Source organism: Actinoallomurus purpureus, from assembly GCF_024055795.1.
In the GTDB taxonomy this organism is placed as follows: Bacteria; Actinomycetota; Actinomycetes; order Streptosporangiales; family Streptosporangiaceae; genus Actinoallomurus; species Actinoallomurus purpureus.
In genome coordinates this window covers 110,605-131,172 of the sequence record NZ_JAMXMY010000014.1, presented here as the reverse complement: position 1 = coordinate 131,172, position 20,568 = coordinate 110,605, and the positions used below count along the sequence as shown (strand labels likewise).

Sequence of the window (20,568 nt, the reverse complement as noted above, 5' to 3'; positions counted from 1 at the left end):
AGAGGGCCGCCGGAATGCTCCTCAGCTCACATCGGACGCATCGGTGGTCACAGGCAGTCGCGCGCCGCACCCGCCGGAAACCGCGATTCGCACGCCTGACTCGCGAACACCTCACCCGGACGCGATCCGGAGTGGAGCGTCCCGGATCCGAACGTTCGCGTCGAGAACGGATCGATGCCTCGACCAGCGGCGATGTCCGATGATTCCGGAGCGTGTTCGAACAGCACGTGCTGTAATCGGAAGCCAGTCCCCCATGTGATCGACGGCCTCGGGAGGTCGACGATGACCAGCCCCTTCGTCCGCCGCCGGCGGCTCGCCGCGGAGCTACGCACGCTCCGCGAGGAGCGCGACATGACCGCCGACCGGCTCGCCTGTTTAATCCACCAGTCCAGGATGAAGATCTCGAAGCTGGAGAACGCTCACGTCCGCCCGGACCTCGCCGACGTCATGAAGATCCTCGATGTCCTGGGCGTGACGGGCGAGAGGTGGCACGACATCGTCCGCATCGCCCGCGACGCCGCCGAACGCGGCTGGTGGGACGCCTACGGCGACGCGATGGGCGACCGCCAGCGGCTGTACGCCGACATCGAGTCCGGCGCGAAGACGATCCGCGAGTATCAGCCTGGTGCCATGCCCGGCATCCTCCAGACCCCGGACTACACCTGGGCGCTGATCGAACACGCCAAGGCCGAAGGCCCGATCACCTACATCCCCGAACGCCTCGTCGAGGCCAGACTCCAACGCCAGCGCACCGTCCTCCGCCCCGGCGGCCCGGAGTACGAGGTCATCCTCGACGAGGTCGGCCTCCGCCGCTTCAGCGTCCCACCCGACGTCATGTACGCCCAGCTCCACCACGTCATCAAGATCGCCGAAACCCACGCTCGCGTCACTGTACTCGTGTATCCCCTCGTCACGGGTGTGACCGAATCGCTCACCCCCGGCGGGTCATTCGCTCTTTTCACCTTCCCGGATCCAAACGATCCGCCCATGGCCGCCGTTCAGACCATCTCAACCGAGCTCTTCTATACAGAGCCAGGCGAGGTGGCGAGATACGCCCGTAGATATGACAATGTGCGGAGGACGTCGCTATCGGAGGTAAGCAGCCTCAGCTTCCTGAGCGGCCTCGCGAGCGAACTAGATACGGAGATGAGATTCGTTACATGACTACGAACCGCGCAGGTTGGCGCAAGTCATCCCACAGTGAGCCGAACTCATCATGCGTTGAGGTCGCAAAGATCGGTGACCAAAGTGCCGACCGCCGCGGAGCGCTGACGAGCACTCTGACACCTTCGGCTCCATAGGCCCCAACAGATGACCGATTCAGCCATCAGTTGGCGCAAGTCCCGGCACAGCGAGCCGAACGAATCTTGCGTCGAGGCGACGACCGTCATCAGGCTTGACGCCGCGGATGCCGGCTCACCAGGTCCTCCGTTTGCCGATCATGCCACACAGATCGACCTTGGCCGATGAGCACAGCCGCAGCTTCCAACCTGGGATAGCTACTGAACGTTACCGCCGTCTTCCGTAGCGGGCGCGTGGGCCGCGGCTCGAGCCGCAGTCGCCGTGCCGAGCATCACCGTTCGCCATGAAGCTAAGGAGTCAGCAGTGGCGGCTGATCGCAGTAGCCATGACACTGACGTCGAGACGGTTGAAAAATCTGCAGCCGATCGACGGCCGCCGCCTCCTCCGCCCGACCGACCTGGTACGCCTGGATTTCCGTCACGCGCCGAGTCTCGCACCCATGCAGCTGAAGCCAATCGTCAGAGTGAACGGACAGACGAGGGCAACACGGAATCAGGGCAGGCCGCCTCCGAATATGCCAATCCCACAGCCATAAGCGGGCATAAAGACAAGAGCAGAAAAGAATTTAGGCAGCGCACCGTAGGCGAGAAGATGACAAACGCTATCGAGAAGGACATAAACAAGAAGATCGATCAAACCCTAGACGAAGTCAACCCTAAATTCGACAAAACAAAGTCCGCATACTCCGAGAACTGTACTGGCGTGGTTCAAGCGAACGAACTGCGGCGACGTGGGCTGGATGTCCAAGCCGGCCCCCTCGAGAAGCATCTTAGGACCGATGAAGGCGGCCCTGGAGGTCGATCGCTGGACGCCATCGAGCGGTCGTGGGGCCGTAAGTTCACAGATGGCACGAAGACAGACATCGAGAACGCCTTTCGTGAGCCAGGATCGAGAGGGATCGTCTACATTAGATGGCATGGCGGCATGGGTGCGCATGTGTTCAGCGCGGAGAACGTCGGCGGCAAGGTTCGCTTCGTGGACGGACAACCAACGCCTTCAGCAAGGGACGCTTCCCACTACTTCAATCTAGGGAGCAACACGAAATATCTTCGTGTTGACGACATAAAGACACCAGATCCCCGCACCACCAAACCGTACCTCGAACCTTGATCACCGCACACAGAGATCGGATACCGCAAATGGCAGTCACATACGAAGAAGCGCGATCGATCATCCGCGAGTTCCACGAGGCGCGCTGGACACACGGCACTTTTTGCCTCGACGACCGGACAATAACCGAGACTGATGACGTCTACGTATTTACGATCGGCGCACGGGAATTCTTGGTGGATGGCGATGAGTCGTACGAAGCTATTGGTGGCATCCCTGTCGTCTACAAGGAAGACGGCCGCGTGGCATCCCTGCCATCAGTAACAGTTGCAACAGATCCGACGGTGCGGACTAGATCAAATCCCAATCCGACACTGGAGATATGAACTTGACGTCCACTCCGACTGCTGCGACAGCAGAGCGGTATGCCCGAAATCCTCATCGAGGCAGGACTCCAACGCCAGCGCACCGTCCTCCGCCCCGGAGTACGAGGTGATCCTCGACGAGGTCGGCCTCCGCCGCTTCAGCTTCCCACCCGACGTCATGACTTCGACCGATGAAGTGCTATTCCTGGACAGCCAGAATCGTTTGGAGATCATCGGTGGCGACAGCTCGCCAGCCAGCAGATTTCGCGGCCTCAAAGATCTGGACTGCTATCGAGTTCTGTCGAACATAATCCTTATCAAGGTCGCGCACTTCGAACCAGCCGGGGAAGTCCGTAGCCAGCGGAATGGCTCGACCATCATCGTAGGCCAAGTCCCCATCATCGAACTCATGTGGGCCGAGGTTGACGGCCGCCGAATCAAGCATGAGAAGGAGATCGCCTTCAGGGCCGACTGAGAATTCGCCACCCAGTTGATGCCCCACGACCGACGCGGCATCGTCAATCGACGACACGCCACCAACGAAGACATGCGCATGCATAGACATTGATCCTCTTTCCTACTCGCGATCAGAATAGTAAGGACCCCACCCTCAGGACAAGTCATTCCCGAGGATGCTGGATGTAATCGATCTTTCCTTTCGCGTGTGGCTGCCCGAGATACGCCCTCATGCCTTGCTCCGCCGCATCGCGAGTCAGACCATGCTCGCGTCCATCGAGTATGGCGGCCCGTGCGCCAGCCTGATCGTTCTTGAGCTGACCCTTTGCGGAGTTGAGCGCGGCCTTGACGGTCCTGTCGGTCGGCAACTCATGCTCCGCCGATCCTGGAATTCTTGCACCCTCGATCGCCTTGAACTCAGTGGGAGCTCCATCGACATAGGCGTCGGAAGTGCGCATCTCACCTTCCGCCCTTGCCTCTATCTTCTTCCCTTCGCTGGCGAGGAGCTCTGCGACCTTCGTCTCGTTTGAATCGAACTTCTTCGCCCGTTCGTCGATTATTCCGGGCCCGTGGCGCCGCACATCGAAGCTGGCCACGCCATCGGTCCACTCGGTATCCGTATCTCTGACGGTCCGCCGGAACGGCTCCTTGGGCCCCTCGGCGTTGTCGAGGTTAGGCACGAACGGGTCGACCTGATCCTTGATCGACTCCTCGTCCAGCTTGGACGAGGCAAGATCACGCTTGATACCGGGCTCAGAGGCCCGATTGCTGGCAGCGTTGTCGTACTGCTGAGCGGTTTCCCGGCTTTCGGCACGGGCATCGAACTCCTCGGCCAGGCTCGCAAAGCCACCGTGGGACGGCTTCTGCTCCAGCGGGGACGCGTACGCGTACGCGTCCGATGGCTTGTGCTCGCTGTCCTGCCCGCCATCCGTGGCGGTAGCCGCCATCGTGCTGTCGGACTCCTTGCGATCCTTCTGGGGAGTGTTGTCGCGGCTCTCGCCGCTTTGCTCGCCCTGTTGGGGAGCCTCCTGCACCGGTTTCAGTCCGTCCTTAAACCTGCTGCTCTCGACTGTCGCCTCGGTGGCGGGCTCAGCGGGCTTCTGGTTGGCCTCCGTCGACGCTCGGCGCGAGTCGGCGCTAAGGGAATATCCCAAGTCTCCTGGCTGCTTGGGCGGCGGACGCTCAGGCCGAGTGGGCTGGTCATTGCCCTGGCCGGTGACGTCGGGCTCGTCGCTGCCGCTGGTTAACTGCACCACGTCATCAAGATCGCTGAGACTCAGCCGCAGGTTACCGTCCGCGTCTTCCCGCTGGTCACCGGCATGGTCTCCAGCCTCGTTCCCGGAGGGTTGTTCTTCCTCTACACCTTCCCAGGCCCGGCTGATCCGATGATGGCGCTGACCGAGACGGTCTCGGCGGATCACGTTCACATCGAGGCTGACCAAGTAGCGCGTTTGTGTGAAGGTACGAGTACGTGAGGAACACGGCGCTCTCGGAGGTCAGGACGCGGACGTTCCTCAACCAACTCACTGATCAGGTCCTCCGCAAGTCAGGAAGGCCACGTGAGCACCAAGAGCATCGAATGGCGTAAGCCGCCCCGCCGCAGCCGAACGCAAACTGCGGTGAAGTGGCCAACATCGTGAGGCGGAGCCGCCCAGAACCGTGACCAAGATGAGCCTTGCCGAGCCCTCCATCGACGGAACGTTAACGATCCGTCAGGACTAACCGGAGGGCTTTAGGGACAGAGGGCTTCCCGTCGCAAGCCGGCAGAGGGGGTACCGCACGGATTGGCCCGCGCTCCGCGAGTGCTCTTCAACCAGACTGGCTGCGCACGAGTCGGCGCGCCCATCTCGATCTTGATAGGGGTCTCGATACGTGGATGGCAAGCGCTGCGGGTGGATGAACTCGACCCTCAGGGTGCCGCCCTCCGCCTCGTCGGTAACGTTCTTCAGCGCGCAAGAGTCCGGGCCTGCCGCCAGTCGGCTGCACGCCCCGAGATGTAGGCGCGCCGCGCCGTTTGGCGGCGGTGTAATCGCTGCCATTGCCCGACTCAAAGATCACGCTGTCTGCCCACACCGCCGCAGGCGGCGGTAGACGGCCATCTACAGCGAGGGGACGATCAGCGCCGTGTCGTGGTGGGCGTTCATGGGCGTGGTCAAGATCCGGAGGTCCGCCAATGTGACTAGGTAGACCGGGTCAGGTACCAGTCGAGTTACCTTGCCCTAACCGCACCCGTCCGCAACGACAGCAGGGAAGACCCGCACGCGGAGTCCAGCGGTCGACCCGGAGCCCCGGTGGGTCAGCGATCGCGGTCTCTCGACCGGTGAGCGCCGCGCTCGCCAAGGCCCACACCGACTACTCACAGTTACCAGGGGGCTGTGATTAGTCTCACACGGTCAGATCTTGACACGCTCACAAGGATTACCAGCGCCGATCAAGTTGACAATCCACGATGACTGCGGTCCCGCCTCACTGTAGAGCCACGCAACATTCGACGGCGCCCGAAGCACCGCCCTCGCGACACCCCTCGACGCCTGAAGCAAAGCGGCTATAAAGCCGCATTTCCTTGGTTAATGTTACCGCCAGTTATCAGATTCGGAGATCTATTACTCTCCGAAATCGGAGATTGTCTTAACGACGTACGCAGGACTCAGCACGCAGATGTCCTCCGATAGAGCAAGCCGAGGCTCCATCGAGTGCATAGCGCCCGTTTGCCAAGTAGGCGAGTCGTCGTCTTGGCGAGAGTGTGCGACTTCCTCACCGAACAGCATCCACCTGCACCATCCTTACGGAGAGTGACACCCCTAGCGGGGCTGTTGCGTTTGGCTCGTACGACTTGCTTGGATCGGGCTAGTATCGTCGACTTGTTCGGACGAGGGCGCTTTGGAACTCCTGTCGCGGGAGACGCAATTGTCCGAGCATGTCGCTAATTAGGAGGTGTACTCTGCGTCCAGCGCCCGCATGATTAAGAGACCCGGCTTTGCGGGCGACGCGCGTTTGCGCGGACCTCAGCCCAGAAGCGACTCACGCTCAGGAGGAGCCCTTTGGCACCGCATCCCCCACCGAAACAAGGCAAGGTAAACAAAAAGAACCGAGTAAACAGAAAGAGCGGCACCGCCCCAGTTGCCAAACCAGACGGTGCCGCCCTCTCGCCGACTCGCGATCCCAACAACAACCTGGTGGTTAGCTTGCCGACGTACTCCATGGTAGTAGGTCACGAGACGTCGACCGACGGATCCCCCCCGGTGCTCTGCACGATCACCGGCCACTTCCAGATGTCGCTGCATGGACTGCCAAGGCTGCTTGCAGGATCGCTGATCTCTGTAGTCATCGCCTGGCTCGTCGCTTCCGCTCACGCATCGTTCCCACTCGGAAACGGCGAGCAGTCGACTCCTCGTCGTAGTTCTGTAAGGCAGGTAAACGCGGCGTCACGTTGCAGAGGCGGCGTGTCACAACGCCGGCCGCCGGCCCGGCCGACTGCGCCCAAGCGCAGCCGCCCCAAGAACAGACGGCGCTGACAACCGGCCTGGGCCCGTCGAGGGTCTAGGACCTCACCTTCGCGCAGCCACGAACGGACCGCTCGTCGGGGCAGACTTCTCGCGCCAGTGTCTGCTCCGACGGGTGCCACCCAAGCCCTTCGTCCTCGAGGAACTACACCTGAACCATGGAGGGGCCATGACCGACGAAGTCGAGATTCCGCCGTGGGAGCGGCTTGAGAGGCTCTCCGACATGTCCGTACTCGTACGGGATGTCTACGCCAAGCAATGGGCCAATGAGCTCATGAGCCGGCGCGGGATGGATGCGATGCCGCGCTACATCTGGACCGCCTACCGGGACATGATCGCCGCAGTCCTGCTCTCACTGATAGATGATCAGGCCTCGGCGTCAAACCAGAGGGGCACAAGAACGGCCGACCGGTCGAACAGCTTCGCGAGCCAGGTCAGTGATGCCCCAGGCTCCAAGTACCGCTCGGATGACGTGCCGGCGTCTGTCATCCGCGCGTGGGCGCAACAGAAGGGCATCTCGATCGGCGATCGCGGCCGGGTTCCGGCCTGGGTCGTCGATCTGTACCACACCGAACACGCCCAAGAACCGCAGAACTCACCAGGCCTCTGGGATGCTGAGGAAGGGAACGACGTTCCGGCCTTCGACCCCGCCATCGACGCTGACACGTCCGACTCAAAGCTCCAGGACTTCCTCCAGGTTCTACGCGGCGAGTCCCGCAATGGCTGACCCCGGGGCATGCAGAAGCGGAAGGAGACTGGCTGCTTCGTCCCATCCGCCGTTCTCCCGGCTCACAGTCGCATCGCTTAACTTCCCCTTGTATGGAGACACGCCGTCTCTGAGCTCCTCGCCGGGCCGCACCGACCGCGTCCCTGTGTCGAGGACACCTGGCGGGTGTGCGCCAAGTACCCCGGTGGCTCTGCCGACCCCATCCGCCTGGAGTCGGTTGGGCTCGTGGTTCTCAGCTAAGGGCCTAGGCTGCTTCTCCCCCGATCCAGGAGGCGGAACGACGTGGCGCACCGGCTCGACGAGCGCGGTGCCACCCGATTCGCTTTCTCCGCAGCATTGCGTCGGCAAGAGCTGCGACGCAGGACTCACGATCCAGGTAGAGACGGCTCTAGATCAGGCAAGGGGGCTACTGCGTTCACGCCCAATGCGATGGGGTTCCTTCAGTTGATCAACAGGTGCAAGAGATGAGCCTGCCCAGCGTCCCGATAGAAGACTCCTACAGAACTGACATTAGTAACGTCGCCAACGACTTCTACATACCGGTGCTCGCGAAGGCCGTACAGTATGACCGAGCCGTCGGCTACTTCACCAGCACCTCCCTGGAGTTGGTGGCGCGTGGTGTCGACGGGTTGCGCACGAACGGCGGCAAGATCCGCCTGGTAGCCGGCCCGCTGCTCTCACCCGACGATGTCGAGGACATCCGCCGAGGTTATGAGTACCGCGCGATCGTCGCACGGGCCGTTGCCCGAGCGGTCGCTCCCGAAACGCTCGATGCGCGGGCGGCTAAGAAGCTCGGAACGCTGGGCAAGTTGATCGCCGATGGCGTTCTCGAGATCAAGATCGCGGTCGTAGCGAATACTAACGGGCTCGGCATCTATCACGAGAAAATCGGCGTCGTTACCGACTACGAGGGAAACACGGTCGCCTTCACCGGCTCCCTGAACGAGACGCGCGCCGCGATGGAGGACAACTTCGAATCCATTGAAGTGTTCACCTCTTGGACGCCGGGAGACGCGCGCCGGGTACGACGGATCGAGGAAAACTTCGCCGCACTGTGGGAGGGAAAAACCCAGCGCCTCGAAGTGCTGGAGTTTCCAAACGAGGCGGAGGAGCATCTGCGCGAGCTGGCAGCGCGGATGGCCAAGGCCGACTCGGACGCCTCCGCACGGCAGGATCGCGAACGTCGTCGTGAAGAGGCCAGCAAGTACGGCTGGGCCAGCACTCCCGAGGAAATCGAGCTGCGCGAGTACCAGAAGGATGCCATTACGAAGTGGCTCCAAGCGGGGGCATGCGGCATCTTCGAGATGGCGACCGGCACGGGTAAGACAATCACCGCTCTAGCGGCACTCGACCAGATCGGCCGCCAGTTGCGGGCTCGTAGCAGCTCCCTCGTAACCGTGATCGTGGTTCCCCTACTCGACCTGGTCGAGCAGTGGTCGCAGGAACTCAACCGGTTTGGGGTCGTTCCGGTCAAGTGCCGGGATTCGGTAACTACATGGCGAGCTCAAGCGAATAATGCGATCGCGGGCCTGCGACCGGGACAAGCAATAACCCTGGTCGTCACCAACAAGACCTTCGGCTCGGCCGCCTTCCAGGATGTTCTGTCGTCTGTAGGAAACGAGCTATTGCTCATTGCGGACGAGGCTCACCACCTGGGGGCCGATCACTACCGCTCCGGCCTGCCGGATAACGCGCCGTGGCGGCTGGCACTCTCGGCCACGCCAGAGCGCTGGTTCGACGACGAGGGCACCGAGGCACTCCGCAGCTACTTCGGGGAGACCCTGATCGGCCTCGGGCTCAAGGACGCGATCGAGCTGGGCGCGCTCACCCGGTACCAGTACCGCCCGGTGCTGGTTCCCCTCACCGACGAAGAGGCGGCACACTACACGATCCTCACCGGCAAGATCGGCGCACTTTATGGCCAGGTTAAAGGTGCCAGGGGAAGGGCCCGCGACGACGCAGAGGCACAGCTCGGCCAACTGCTCAATAAGCGAGCGAAGGTGCTCGGTCACGCTGAAGGGAAGATCGCCGCGCTACGGGATGAGGTCAGCAAGCGGCGCGAGCTGCCGTTCCAGCTGGTCTACTGCGCCGAGGGAGGTCGCCCAAAGGAGGACGATCCTATGGGCGGCGAGCGCCAGGTCGACCAGGCGCTCGCTCTCCTCGGCAACCAGCTCGGTATGCGTGTGCATGCCTATACCTCACAGGAGTCCAAACAGGAGCGGCGCAATCTCCTCGAATCGTTTGGAGCCGGCGACCTAGAAGCGCTGGTCTCGATGCGCTGCCTGGACGAGGGTGTCGACCTTCCGGACGCCCGGATCGCCTACATGCTAGCCAGCAGCAGCAACCCCCGGCAGTTCATTCAGCGTCGCGGAAGGATTCTGCGTAGAGCTTCAGGAAAGACAGCGGCCGAGGTCATCGATTTCGTCGCGGTGCCACCGCAGGACCAAGAGCTCTTCGAGACGGAGAGGAACCTGTTCCGACGGGAAATGCAGCGCTTCGTCGAGTTCGCCAAACACTCCGAGAACTACGGAGAGGCCCTGAGCGAGCTACGTGACCTGCGCGAGTACTACGAGCTCATGGATGTTTAGGGAGAAACTTCAGTGACCAACAAGATGGACCAGCAGGAAATCGAGCGAGTCCAGCAGATACTCACCAAGATTAACCCGAATGCGTACGACGTCATCAGGATGGTTCTCGCTCTGGAATGGGAGAATCTCCACAAGTCCGAGGCTTTGGCCAGAAACACGGTTCGCGATGAAATGGCGAAGAAGGTTGAGGGAATCGCGTAATGAAGTTCCTCTCGGTCGAACTGGAGAACTTTCGCCCCTACCAGGGAACGCAGAAGATCAGCTTCGCGCGGGATCCGGAGACCAACGTCACCGTCCTGTGGGCCACCAACGGCGGCGGCAAGACGACCCTCTTGAATGCGTTCACCTGGGCTCTTTACGGCGAGCTCAGTGCAGACGTCGAGAAGCCGGACCAACTCATCAATACGACCGTCTGGAATAGCGCAGACGAGGGTACGCCTTTGACCGCCTCGGTAACAGTCGAGTTCGAGCACCGCGGCGACGTCTACATCCTGAAGCGATCCGTCTACGCATCTAAGCGCGGCGTGATCCAGCCGCGGCCGAGGCCCGAGCTGCAACTGTGGCGGCGCGAGAGAGGCGGAAATCTCGAACAAGTACTCAACCCGAGCGGGATCCTCAACCAGATGCTGCCCGCGCGCTTGAGTCGCTTCTTCTTCGTGAACGGTGAGCGCATCGAAGCCTTGGTGAGGCACGATAGCGGCGAAGATGTGCGTGAAGCCGTCAAGACGCTTCTCGGGCTGGAGGCCATGGAGCGTGCGGTCGACCATCTGCCCAAGGTCGCAGAGAAGCTGCGTCGCGGTATTAAAGCCGAGGACGCGTCCCAGCAGATGCTGGACGACCTCCTTGGGAAGATGGAGGACACCGAACGTATGGTCCAGGAGCAGCAGCGGCGCCGAAACGGCGCCGAGAAGGAGAAGAAGCACTTCGATTCCGAAATTCAGTCGCTGAACCTCAAGATGACGCAGCTCACCGAGGCAAAGGAGCTTCAAAAGGAGCGGTACCGGATGGAAGACCAATTGAGGCGCATCCGTACAGTGCGGCAGGAGCAAGAGGAGGAGCGCGCCAAGCTAGTGGGAACGAGCGGCTTCCTTGGCTTCCTCCCCGCTCTGCCGGGCAAGATTTTGGCCGCCTGTGAGGAGCTACGCGAGCGTGGCGAGCTCCCGGCACCGCTCAAGCGGGCTTTCATTGACGACCTGCTTGAGCGCGGTCAGTGTATTTGCGGAACACCCCTGACCGGCGGAAGCCCTCACCGCACCGCGCTGGAACACTGGCGTGCTCGTGCCGGACTCGCGGAAGTGGAAGCCGCCTGGAACCAGCTCCGGGGGACCGTAGAAAGCATCGACGAGCAGAGAACGCGAATGCACGAAGCGCTGAGGAGCCTTGACGAGCGGATTGCCGAGGCACAAGAGGAGCAGCGCCGCCTCGAGCACGGTATCGACGAGATCGGAAACAAACTCAAGCGCCTACCGTCCGAGGAGGTCCTCCGGACCGAGGAAAAGTTGGATGCGGCTAAGCTCGACCGGGATGAGAAGGTGGCGGCGATCGGTGCCGCTATTGCCGAGATCCAGCGGCTAGGAAGCGTCAAAGAGGGTCTGAAGAATCAGATCGAAAAGCTCGAGGTCAAGGATGCTCGCAGCCGCCGGATCAGGAGCCGGATCATGGCTGTGGAGGAAGCGAGCACGGCGCTTGCCAAGATTCTGGAGATCCTTTCTCAGGGAGTCCGGCGTCGACTAGACGCACGTATTCAGGAGCTTTATCGCCAGGTGTCGTTTAAGAGCTACGAACCAGAGCTCACCCCGGACTTTGAGTTGGAGCTGTGGGATTCGAGCGGCAGCGAACGAATCCCGGCGCCCAAGTCCACCGGCGAGAACATGCTGCTGGCCCTCGCCTTCGTCGGTTCTCTCATCGGTGAGGCACGAGAGGGACAGGAGAATGGTCGTACCTTCATCCAAGGGATCGGTGGCGATTTCCCGGTGGTGATGGATGCGGTCTTCGGCAACCTGGACGACGACTACCGCAAGGCTATTGCCGACTTCCTGCCTAGACTCGCCTCCCAGGTGGTGATCCTCACCAGCAAAGCGCAGGCCGGGGAGATCGTCGAGCAGGAGTTGCGGCCCCGTCTCGGCAGGCAGTACGTGATCACCGCGCACACCACCAAGACCGATGTGAGCAGTGTGACCGAGAAACTTACGCTGAACGGAAACACCTACCCCTATCAGGTCGTCGGTTCCGACCGGACCGGCGCTGAGTTCACGGAGGTTCGGAACTGATGGTCCTCAACGCCGATGTCCGCGTCCGGCGCCCCCTGGAGCATGAGGATCTCATTGGCCGGCTGGTCTCTAAAGAAGGCGGTCCGTTCCCCAACTATTGGCAGGTTCTCGTCTTCGCGGCGGCGCTCGGCTGGTCGCGAGGTCGGCACGAGCCGTTCGAGAAGGCAGGCGAGCCGATCCGTTACGGACTTTTCAACAGTTCCGCGACTGTGTCGGCCGTGATCGACTCGATGGGGGTCCTTGCACACCCGAACGATGCGGGGATCATGGCCGACGACCGTCTCCCCGAGCGGATCAAGGTGTTCGAGGAGTACGCCAACGGCGGGCTCTCCATCATTCAAGGTGAGCTCAACAGCGGCACGCATGTTCGCCCGATGGACGTCGTTCTGAACCTCTGTCGCCGGGGAATGACACCCGCCGAAAGCATGGTTCACGATATCCTCGGCCCGCGCCTCACCGGCTTCGGAACGCCCGACTTCGAATCCTGATCGACTGCTCCGCAGTAGGCCTCGCTCGGCAATCGCTGAGCGACACCCGATGAATCGCGGTATGAGTGGGGTGCCGACGGAACGAACGGGAGCTTCCATGTCCGGGTTGCACTGGGAGAGCGATCGCCGCCTCACCGCGATCGGCCGCACCACACTGTCGGTGGCAGCCCGGCAGGCTGTTGTCGATGGCGAGGTGAACATGGCCACCAGCGTCCTGGACTACGGCAGCGGACGCGGTGACGATGTCCGCGGCCTTCGCGAAATGCAGTTCCATGCTCATGGGTGGGACCCCTTCTACGCCGCTGACGGCGCTCCTCAACCAGCGGATGTCGTACTGCTGACCTACGTCCTCAACGTCATTGAAGACCCCGAAGAACGACGCGAAGCGCTAAAGCACGCGTGGGGGCTTGCGGAGCATCTGCTTGCGGTGACCACGCGGCTCACCTGGGACCGGTCGAAGGTGAGAGGACTGCAGTACGAGGACGGTGTCCTGACGAACAGACGGACATTCCAACACCTGTTCAGCCCAGCGGAGCTTCGCTCCTACGTCGAGGAGGCGACCGGTGTCCGATGCGTCTCCGCCGCCCCAGGCATCGTCTACGCGTTCAAGAACGACGACGCGCGCCTTCGTTATCTGGCCCGGAAGATCGTTCCACACGCAGACTGGCTGGCCTCCGACGACACCGGCTCAGCAATCGCCTCCGTAGTGGACTACACCGAGCGACGCGGTCGCCTACCAAGGCTGGAAGAGATGCCAACGGAGATGCCCAAGCTCCTCGTACATCTCCAACCGAACGAACTGCAGCGCATCGTGAAAAAGTCGGCCGACCCCGAAAAGATCGAGGCTGGTATCAGGGCATCGACCCTATCCGCACTACTGTTCCTTACGGTCGAGCTGTTCAACGGACGTGGCCCCTACAGCAGCCTCCCCATGTCCCTACAACTGGACGTCAGGGCTTTCTTCTCCTCCTACAAGGAAGCCTGCATGCGGGCCGACCGCCTGCTACTCAAGCTACGGGACGACACCTACGTCAGAGGGGCCATGCAGGCGTCGAAGGTCGGGAAACTGACGCCCACGGCGCTTTACGTGCACAGGCGCGCGATCAACCAGACGCCCACGGTGCTACGGCTCTACGAACACTGTGCTTCAATCGCCGCTGGCCGCCCGGCTTCCTGGACAGTCGCCAAACTGCGTCATCAAGGTCGGGCGGTGAGCTGGCTGGAGTATCCGGAGTTCGACACCGACCCGCACCCGAAGCTGCACTCGTCCTACATGGTGGACCTGACGACGTTGAAGGCATCGTTCAAGTCGTACGAAGTCTCGGCCAACCGGCCGCTACTCCACCGTAAGCACGAGTTCCTCGCCGCCGATGACCCGGACGTACCGAAATACCGTCGGTTGACCCAGTCCGAGACGCGAGCGGGCCTCTACCGAAATCCGCAGCTGATCGGGACTGAGGACGGCTGGGAGGCGGAACTGGCTCGTTGCGGGCGGGAGCTTCGCGGCCATCGCCTGGTGCGGCGCCGTGGTGCTAGTTAGCCAAGAAAGGCCGTCCCGGCCTGGAACTCCGCTATCTCGGCAGCCAGTTCATCGACGTTGAGCTCTGCGATCTGATCGGGGAACCACGACAAGCGCAATCCGTTGGCGGCGATGCTGTCCGGCAGTCCCATCCCTCGGAGCACATGGCTGGGTGTGTAGGACGCGCTCGTGCAGGCTGACCCCGTCGAGACAGCGGCGATCTCTTTGAGCTGGACGATCAAAGCCTCGGCATCCACGCCGTCGAAGGAGACGTTAAGGATATGAGGAACAGCATGCTCCTGATCCCCGTTAAAGTGAAGCTTGGTCTTTCCCAGCGCGTCAACGAGGCGTGAACGGAATGCGGCTGCCTCGGCCCACCACTGATCCCGTTCGCGCTCGAAGATCTCTGTCGCCTTGGCTAGGCCGGCAATCAACGGTACAGGCAGAGTGCCGGGCCGGAGCTTGCGCTCCTGCCCCCCGCCATACATGAGTGGCACCAGAGGCACCGTGTCGCGCCCACGCCGGCGGATCACCAGCGTGCCGACGCCCTTAGGCGCTCCGATCTTGTGGCCGCTAATGCTGATGAGATCGATCGGCGCTCTCAGGTCCTCCGTCAACTTGCCGAAGCCCTGAGCCGCATCGACGTGGAAGTAGGTGGACGTGCCGCGCAGATGATCAGCAAGCTCGGCGACGGGTTGGATCACTCCGGTTTCGTTGTTCACGTGCATGAGAGACACAAGCAGCGTGTCATCGCGGAGCCGCTCTTGGACGGCTGCCACGCTGAGCCGCCCGGAAGGACCAGGTGAAAGGAAGTCGACGTCGAAGCCCCGAGACGCAAGGTGTTCCAAGGGCTCGATCACAGCTTTGTGCTCGATGGCAGAGGTAATGATGTGCCGACGCCCCTGCTTCTCCCCGTAAGCGGCAAGCCCGAGGAGCGCGATGTTGTTACTCTCGGTCGCGCCAGAGGTGAAGATCAGCTCGGACGGGCTGGAACCGACCTGAGCAGCAAGCTGCTCGCGTGCCTGCTGGACGGCGCGTTTGGCACGGGTACCCCAGTCATGGGTCCTGCTGCCGGCGTTGCCAAAGTCCTCGGTCATGCAGTGGAGGACGACCTCTGCGACCCGGGGGTCAACCCGGGTTGTCGCTGCTGAGTCCAGGTACGCGGCCATCTGCTTGCGGCACCCCTCTGTCCACATCATCACGTGTGCACGTGAAATAACTGACGTACATACGGTACCTTGTGGCCGGTGGGCTCACAGTCATCACCGCTGTCTACTTTGGGAACAACCGCAGGGTTCGAGTACGTCTTCCCCGCGATCAGAGGCGTACAGGCTCGTCGCGAGTTCTACGTGTCGATGTGCCCTCTACGGCTCATCCCCAAGATCTTCCTGTTTGACGAGGACGAGCTAGCACCTGAGGTGCGCGCGCAGCGTGTCCTCAACAAGGGCCGCATCCCTGCGCTCGCCTCGTACATCGTCGACAATCCCGATGACTATGTGTTCAGTGCGCTGACAGCGTCCGTCGACGGCGAGATGAAGTTCGTCGGGATCTCCGACGAGGGTCCCGGCATGCGGATCGGGCAGCTCCACATTCCCATGGCGGCTCGGTTCCTCATCAACGACGGGCAGCACCGCCGTGCAGCGATCGAGGCGGCCCTCAACGAGAACCCGGAGCTCGGCGACGAGACGATCGCTGTTGTCTTCTTCCAGGACTCGGGGCTCGCTCGCTGCCAGCAGATGTTCGCCGACCTCAACCGCCACGCCGTACGGCCGGCCCGGTCTATCGGTGTGCTGTACGACCACCGCGATCAACACGCAAAGGTAGCCCGACTCCTCGCGCTGAAGTCGGTGGCCTTCCGCGGTTTCGTCGAGATGGAGAGCAGCACGCTGTCGGCCCGGTCCAGCAAGCTGTTTACCCTCAGCGCCCTCTACTACGCCACTCGTTCCCTGCTCCAAGGGGTTGAGCTCGATAGAGAGGACGCCGCGGCCGAGTTGGCGGACGCCTTCTGGTCGACCATCGACCAGCTGATACCTGAGTGGCGGCTCGTCCGCCAACGCAAGATGTCCGCTGCAGACGTCCGACGCCAGTATCTCCACAGCCACGGGATCGCACTCCATGCTCTCGGTCGGCTGGGGAACACCCTGCTCCGCGAGTCTGTTGCGGCCGAGGTGTGGCAACCGCGGCTGGAACCTCTGAAGCAGGTCGATTGGTCTCGCATCAGTCCCGACTGGGAGGGCCGGGCGATTGTCGGCGGCCGGGTTTCGAAGAATCATTCGAATGTCGTACTGACAGTGAACTATCTGAGGGGAAAACTCGGGCTTGAGCTTGGGCCTGAGGAAGCACACGTGGAAGCGACCTACCTGCGAGGAGACCGATGAGCATCCCATTGGGTGCCCCCACCCGCCGGGCCATCCCCTTCAAGGACCGCGGTGGTCTCGCAGTCGTCGTCAGCGAGCTGACCGAGGAGATTCGGGAGCTCTACCAAGCAGACTCCGTGCCTTGGGTCGTGGGGTACAGCGGAGGCAAGGACTCGACGGCCGTTCTGCAGCTCGTGTGGCTTGCCCTCCAAGGGCTACCTGCCGACAAGCGCAGCAAGCCGGTGCATGTCATCTCCACCGACACACTGGTCGAGAATCCGATCGTCGCGAGTTGGGTGACCCAGTCTCTCGTGACCATGGGCAGGGCCGCTAAAGATCAGCAGCTGCCGATCGCACCCCACCGGCTCACCCCTGAGGTCAAAGATACTTTCTGGGTAGGGCTGATCGGCCGCGGCTACCCTGCGCCACGCCCGAAGTTCCGCTGGTGCACTGAACGGCTGAAGATCCGACCGTCCAACAGGTTCATCCGCGAAGTCGTCCGTGAGCATGGCGAGACGATCCTGGTCCTGGGCATCCGCAAGGCCGAGAGCCAGATGCGCGCCAAAACGATGGCCAAACATGAGAAACGGCGTGTACGAGAGCGGCTCTCCCCGAATGGCAACCTGCCAAACTCGCTCGTCTACAGCCCGATCGAGGAGTGGTCGAACGACGAGGTCTGGACGTTCCTCATGCAACAACCCAACCCGTGGGGCCATGAGAACAAAGACCTGCTCACCATGTACCAGGGGGCGTCCAGCGACGGCGAGTGCCCGCTCGTCGTCGACAACACCACTCCCTCTTGCGGCGACAGCCGGTTCGGCTGTTGGACATGCACCCTCGTCGACCAGGACAAGTCGATGTCGGCGATGATCCAGAACGACGAGGAGAAGGAGTGGATGCTTCCGCTCCTCGAGCTCCGGAACAAGCTGGACGTGCGCAACGAGGAAGGCCACCGCGACGACAAGCACCTCAGAGACTGGCGGAAGATGAACGGCACCATCCAGCTGTTCAACGACCGCGTCGTTCACGGCCCCTACACCCAACAGGCACGCGGGCAGTGGCTGCGTGACCTCCTCAATGCGCAGACTTGGATCCGCAAGAACGCCCCACATAACGTTCGGGGTATTGAGCTCATCACCATGGATGAGCTTCATGAGATCCGGCGCATATGGGTGTTCGAGAAGCATGAGATCGAAGATCTCCTCCCGCGTATCTATGAAGAAGAGACCGGCGAGGAGTTCCCCGGCAAGCCGCTCGATGAGCACCTCACACTGGCCGGGGATGAGATGGAGCTGCTTCGGGAGGTATGCGGGGACGACGATCTACACTTCACCACCGTGCGAGAGCTCATGGGTGTGGAGCGCAAGTACCGCACAATGAGGCGCCGCGCTGGACTGTTCGAAGAGTTGGAGAAGACCATCCGTCGCGGCTATTACGAGGATAAGGACGACGCCGAGGATTACGCCCGACGGATCCGCGCAGCCCAGGAAGCCCCGGAGCTGCCGTTCTCTGACGAAGAGGCCGCGAATGTTGCTTCATAGGGTCACCCTCAAGAACTTCGGCGCCTACAAAGACGAACAGTCTCTGGACCTCGCGACCAGGCCTGGGCGTCCGATCATCCTGATCGGAGGCCTCAACGGCTGCGGAAAGACAACCCTGCTGGATGCAATCCAGCTAACGCTCTACGGCCCGCGAGCACGTACCAGTGGTCGCGGCAACCGCCCCTATGAGAGCTACCTCAAAGACAGCGTGAACAGGGACGCCAACCCCAAGCATGCCCACGTTGTCGTCGAGTTCTCCACAACGCTCGAAGGTCAGGAACGGCTCTACCGGGTCTGTCGCAGTTGGGAAGCCTACGACAAGGCCGTTCGCGAGTTCCTTGAAGTGTTCATCGACGGCGAGTACGACAAGGTCATCAGTGAGAACTGGGCAGACCACATCGAAGAGATCCTGCCGATCGAAGCCGCCTCGCTATTCTTTTTCGACGGAGAGAAGATTGAGTCGCTTGCCGATCCGGAGCGTGCGGCCCCAGTCATAGAATCTGCAGTTCATTCGCTTCTTGGCGTCAACACTGTCGAAAAGCTACGCACCGACCTCCTCGCCCTCCAGCGCCGCCAGAAGGTCTCGGAGGAAGACGACGAGACAATGGGAGGTATTCGGTTGATAGAAGCGGATATCAGGAAGGTCGACCAGCAGTGTGCTGACCTCAACCAAAAAGTTGCGTCCCTTCGCGACAGCCTAGCCAGAGCCGAAGACGACTACTCAGTGATCGACGTCGCCTTCTCGAAAGAAGGAGGCGACCTCTACAGTCGACGTGCCGACCTAGAAGCACAGAAAGAGCAAACAGAATCCACGCTAAGGAGCGTTAGCGAAACGCTCGCGACCACCGTGGTCGCTGGGCCGCTTCCTCTGCTCCTCCTCCAGACACAGCTAACCTCGCTTCGTGAGCAGATCAACAAGGAGCACGCAGCCGCAGACAGCGCCCAGGTAATCGAGCTCCTGAACGAGCGAGATCACATGGTGCTCGAGATGCTCAGGACGCTGGTCCCCTCCCAAAGCATCGCTGCAGCAGAGAGCTATCTCGCCGAAGATCGACAAATACGCGCCCAGATAGCCGCAGAGACGCCTCAAGTACTGGATTTCCCGGCAAGCGCCCTTCCTCAGCTGTCGTCCCTAGATCAACTACTTAAAGACGAGGCCAAGCGCGCCAGTGAACTGGTCGGCCAGGCGAGAAATCTGCGGGAGCGTCTCAACACTCTGGAGCGACAACTCGCCGGCGTCCCGGACAAGAATGCAATCGCTGCGCTCATTGAAGAGCGAGATACCGCTCGTGACCGGGTAACGCAAATCCGATCCGCGCTGACCACTCTTGAGGAAGTGCTTGCCAAGTCCCGACGACAGAGGCAACAGCTATCGCTCGACCGTGACCGCGCCTACAAGCGACGTGCACAAAAGCTCGCCCAGACCGAATCGGCGACCCGCATTGTTTCCTATACAGACCGCGCCCGCGAGACGCTTGAGAAGTTCGGATCCGCACTACTTCGTCGACATATAAGTCGGCTGGAAGTAGCCGTATTGGATAGCTTTAACAGGCTTATGCGTAAGAGCGAGCTGGTACGTGACCTCCGCATCGACACGGAAAAGTTCACTCTGACCTTGGTCGGCCCGGATGACGAACAGCTCGATCCATCCCGACTCAGCGCGGGGGAACGACAGCTACTCGCCGTCGCGCTCCTTTGGGGACTCGCGCGCGTAGCAGGGAAGCGCCAGCCAAGTGTGATCGACACGCCGCTTGGACGGCTGGACAGCCGACACCGAGAGCAGCTGGTGGAGCGCTACTTCCCGTTCGCAAGTCATCAAGTCCTGTTGCTTTCTACCGACGAAGAGATTGACGAGCACCTACTGACCAAGCTCGCCCCATCGATTGCGCACACCTACATGTTGGTTCACGACGACAAGCGCTTTGTCACAACGATCGAACGCGGCTACTGGTGGACTACAGGGGCTTCGGATGTCGCTTGACAATATCCGGCTGTCACAGCCAGCCAAGGACCAGCTGACAAAACTGAAGCGCATTACGGGCATTAAGCACTGGAACACTCTATGTCGGTGGGCTCTAACGTTGTCACTCCAAGACCCATCGCCTCCTCTCGTACGAGAGATCACGACCGACTCTAATGTCGAGATGAGCTGGAAGACATTCGCCGGCGCCTACGGCGACATCTACCTCGTTCTCCTCAAGCAACGGTGTCTAGTAGACGGAAGTGAGCCGACAGACGAGGCCATTTCCGCCGCCCTAATCGTTCACGTTCACCGCGGCATCGGACACCTTGCAGGCCGCAAGAGCCTTAAAGGCATCGATGACCTAGTTCGGATGGCGCTCGACTAGCGGAGGACAATGCCACCGCATCGATCGAACCAATCCCTTGTACTACCAGACGGC

Annotated in this window: 17 protein-coding genes; 15 read left to right on the top strand and 2 right to left on the bottom strand. The window is 61.5% G+C overall.

Annotated elements, in window-relative coordinates:
- Window positions 1-282: 282 nt before the first annotated feature.
- The 4 genes from NE236_RS25250 to NE236_RS25240 all read left to right on the top strand — a co-directional run bounded on the left by NE236_RS25250 (window position 283) and on the right by NE236_RS25240 (window position 2,738).
- A complete protein-coding gene (locus NE236_RS25250; RefSeq protein ID WP_289850853.1) occupies window positions 283-1,164 on the top strand; it encodes a helix-turn-helix domain-containing protein in 882 nt (293 codons plus the stop codon).
- Complete coding sequence (locus tag NE236_RS45195; protein ID WP_372494434.1) at window positions 1,161-1,301, top strand: DUF397 domain-containing protein; 141 nt, start codon at window positions 1,161-1,163, stop codon at window positions 1,299-1,301. Before NE236_RS25250 ends, NE236_RS45195 begins: the two co-directional genes overlap by 4 nt.
- Window positions 1,302-1,605: 304 nt before the next feature.
- Window positions 1,606-2,412, top strand: a complete 807-nt coding sequence (locus tag NE236_RS44640; RefSeq protein WP_252844616.1) for a toxin glutamine deamidase domain-containing protein — start codon at window positions 1,606-1,608, stop codon at window positions 2,410-2,412.
- Window positions 2,413-2,441: 29 nt separating this feature from the next.
- Window positions 2,442-2,738: a hypothetical protein gene (locus tag NE236_RS25240; protein WP_252844615.1), complete on the top strand. Its 297-nt coding sequence runs from the start codon at window positions 2,442-2,444 to the stop codon at window positions 2,736-2,738.
- Between the two features lie 178 nt (window positions 2,739-2,916).
- Here NE236_RS25240 and NE236_RS25235 read toward each other — a convergent pair whose 3' ends face one another.
- On the bottom strand, window positions 2,917-3,276 hold the full coding sequence (locus NE236_RS25235) for a hypothetical protein (RefSeq protein ID WP_252844614.1): 360 nt from the start codon (window positions 3,274-3,276) through the stop codon (window positions 2,917-2,919).
- Between the two features lie 1,144 nt (window positions 3,277-4,420).
- Between NE236_RS25235 and NE236_RS45190 the strand changes: the two genes are divergently transcribed.
- The 7 genes from NE236_RS45190 (at window position 4,421) to NE236_RS25200 (ending at window position 14,289) form a co-directional block, all read left to right on the top strand.
- Window positions 4,421-4,648: a Scr1 family TA system antitoxin-like transcriptional regulator gene (locus tag NE236_RS45190; protein WP_372494439.1), complete on the top strand. Its 228-nt coding sequence runs from the start codon at window positions 4,421-4,423 to the stop codon at window positions 4,646-4,648.
- 2,197 nt (window positions 4,649-6,845) lie between these two features.
- Entirely contained in the window at window positions 6,846-7,403 is a 558-nt protein-coding gene (locus NE236_RS25225) for an Lsr2 family DNA-binding protein (protein WP_252844612.1), read from the top strand.
- Window positions 7,404-7,867: 464 nt separating this feature from the next.
- Window positions 7,868-9,991: a DEAD/DEAH box helicase family protein gene (locus tag NE236_RS25220; protein WP_252844611.1), complete on the top strand. Its 2,124-nt coding sequence runs from the start codon at window positions 7,868-7,870 to the stop codon at window positions 9,989-9,991.
- 12 nt (window positions 9,992-10,003) lie between these two features.
- A complete protein-coding gene (locus NE236_RS25215) occupies window positions 10,004-10,192 on the top strand; it encodes a hypothetical protein (RefSeq protein WP_252844610.1) in 189 nt (62 codons plus the stop codon).
- Window positions 10,192-12,261, top strand: coding sequence for an AAA family ATPase (locus tag NE236_RS25210; RefSeq protein ID WP_252844609.1), 2,070 nt, complete (start codon window positions 10,192-10,194; stop codon window positions 12,259-12,261). The genes NE236_RS25215 and NE236_RS25210 overlap by 1 nt, the downstream gene beginning before the upstream one ends.
- A complete protein-coding gene (locus tag NE236_RS25205) occupies window positions 12,261-12,749 on the top strand; it encodes a DNA phosphorothioation-associated protein 4 (RefSeq protein WP_252844607.1) in 489 nt (162 codons plus the stop codon). Before NE236_RS25210 ends, NE236_RS25205 begins: the two co-directional genes overlap by 1 nt.
- Window positions 12,750-12,846: 97 nt before the next feature.
- On the top strand, window positions 12,847-14,289 hold the full coding sequence (locus NE236_RS25200; protein ID WP_252844605.1) for a DNA phosphorothioation-associated putative methyltransferase: 1,443 nt from the start codon (window positions 12,847-12,849) through the stop codon (window positions 14,287-14,289).
- On the opposite strand, the gene dndA is transcribed toward NE236_RS25200, so the two are convergent.
- Window positions 14,286-15,437: a cysteine desulfurase DndA gene (gene dndA / locus NE236_RS25195; RefSeq protein ID WP_252844604.1), complete on the bottom strand. Its 1,152-nt coding sequence runs from the start codon at window positions 15,435-15,437 to the stop codon at window positions 14,286-14,288. The two genes, NE236_RS25200 and dndA, sit on opposite strands and share 4 nt — an antisense overlap.
- Window positions 15,438-15,515: 78 nt before the next feature.
- Between dndA and dndB the strand changes: the two genes are divergently transcribed.
- Genes dndB through dndE form a run of 4 tightly spaced genes read left to right on the top strand, consistent with a single transcriptional unit; the run spans window position 15,516 to window position 20,514 of the window.
- Window positions 15,516-16,646: a DNA sulfur modification protein DndB gene (dndB, locus tag NE236_RS25190; protein ID WP_252844596.1), complete on the top strand. Its 1,131-nt coding sequence runs from the start codon at window positions 15,516-15,518 to the stop codon at window positions 16,644-16,646.
- On the top strand, window positions 16,643-18,166 hold the full coding sequence (gene dndC, locus NE236_RS25185; RefSeq protein ID WP_252844595.1) for a DNA phosphorothioation system sulfurtransferase DndC: 1,524 nt from the start codon (window positions 16,643-16,645) through the stop codon (window positions 18,164-18,166). Before dndB ends, dndC begins: the two co-directional genes overlap by 4 nt.
- Complete coding sequence (dndD, locus tag NE236_RS25180) at window positions 18,153-20,147, top strand: DNA sulfur modification protein DndD (protein ID WP_252844592.1); 1,995 nt, start codon at window positions 18,153-18,155, stop codon at window positions 20,145-20,147. Before dndC ends, dndD begins: the two co-directional genes overlap by 14 nt.
- Complete coding sequence (dndE, locus tag NE236_RS25175; protein WP_252844591.1) at window positions 20,137-20,514, top strand: DNA sulfur modification protein DndE; 378 nt, start codon at window positions 20,137-20,139, stop codon at window positions 20,512-20,514. The genes dndD and dndE overlap by 11 nt, the downstream gene beginning before the upstream one ends.
- Window positions 20,515-20,568: the final 54 nt, after the last annotated feature.

What these genes read in the sequence shown, in the direction of transcription:
- NE236_RS25205 (WP_252844607.1), top strand. Translation starts at nt 12,261, where the DNA reads ATGGTCCTCAACGCCGATGTCCGCGTCCGGCGCCCCCTGGAGCATGAG.
- NE236_RS25250 (WP_289850853.1), top strand. Translation starts at nt 283, where the DNA reads ATGACCAGCCCCTTCGTCCGCCGCCGGCGGCTCGCCGCGGAGCTACGC.
- NE236_RS25225 (WP_252844612.1), top strand. Translation starts at nt 6,846, where the DNA reads ATGACCGACGAAGTCGAGATTCCGCCGTGGGAGCGGCTTGAGAGGCTC.
- NE236_RS45195 (WP_372494434.1), top strand. Translation starts at nt 1,161, where the DNA reads ATGACTACGAACCGCGCAGGTTGGCGCAAGTCATCCCACAGTGAGCCG.
- NE236_RS25235 (WP_252844614.1), bottom strand. Translation starts at nt 3,276, where the DNA reads ATGCATGCGCATGTCTTCGTTGGTGGCGTGTCGTCGATTGACGATGCC.
- NE236_RS25200 (WP_252844605.1), top strand. Translation starts at nt 12,847, where the DNA reads ATGTCCGGGTTGCACTGGGAGAGCGATCGCCGCCTCACCGCGATCGGC.
- NE236_RS25240 (WP_252844615.1), top strand. Translation starts at nt 2,442, where the DNA reads ATGGCAGTCACATACGAAGAAGCGCGATCGATCATCCGCGAGTTCCAC.
- NE236_RS25210 (WP_252844609.1), top strand. Translation starts at nt 10,192, where the DNA reads ATGAAGTTCCTCTCGGTCGAACTGGAGAACTTTCGCCCCTACCAGGGA.
- dndE (WP_252844591.1), top strand. Translation starts at nt 20,137, where the DNA reads ATGTCGCTTGACAATATCCGGCTGTCACAGCCAGCCAAGGACCAGCTG.
- dndD (WP_252844592.1), top strand. Translation starts at nt 18,153, where the DNA reads ATGTTGCTTCATAGGGTCACCCTCAAGAACTTCGGCGCCTACAAAGAC.
- NE236_RS25220 (WP_252844611.1), top strand. Translation starts at nt 7,868, where the DNA reads ATGAGCCTGCCCAGCGTCCCGATAGAAGACTCCTACAGAACTGACATT.
- dndA (WP_252844604.1), bottom strand. Translation starts at nt 15,437, where the DNA reads ATGGCCGCGTACCTGGACTCAGCAGCGACAACCCGGGTTGACCCCCGG.
- dndC (WP_252844595.1), top strand. Translation starts at nt 16,643, where the DNA reads ATGAGCATCCCATTGGGTGCCCCCACCCGCCGGGCCATCCCCTTCAAG.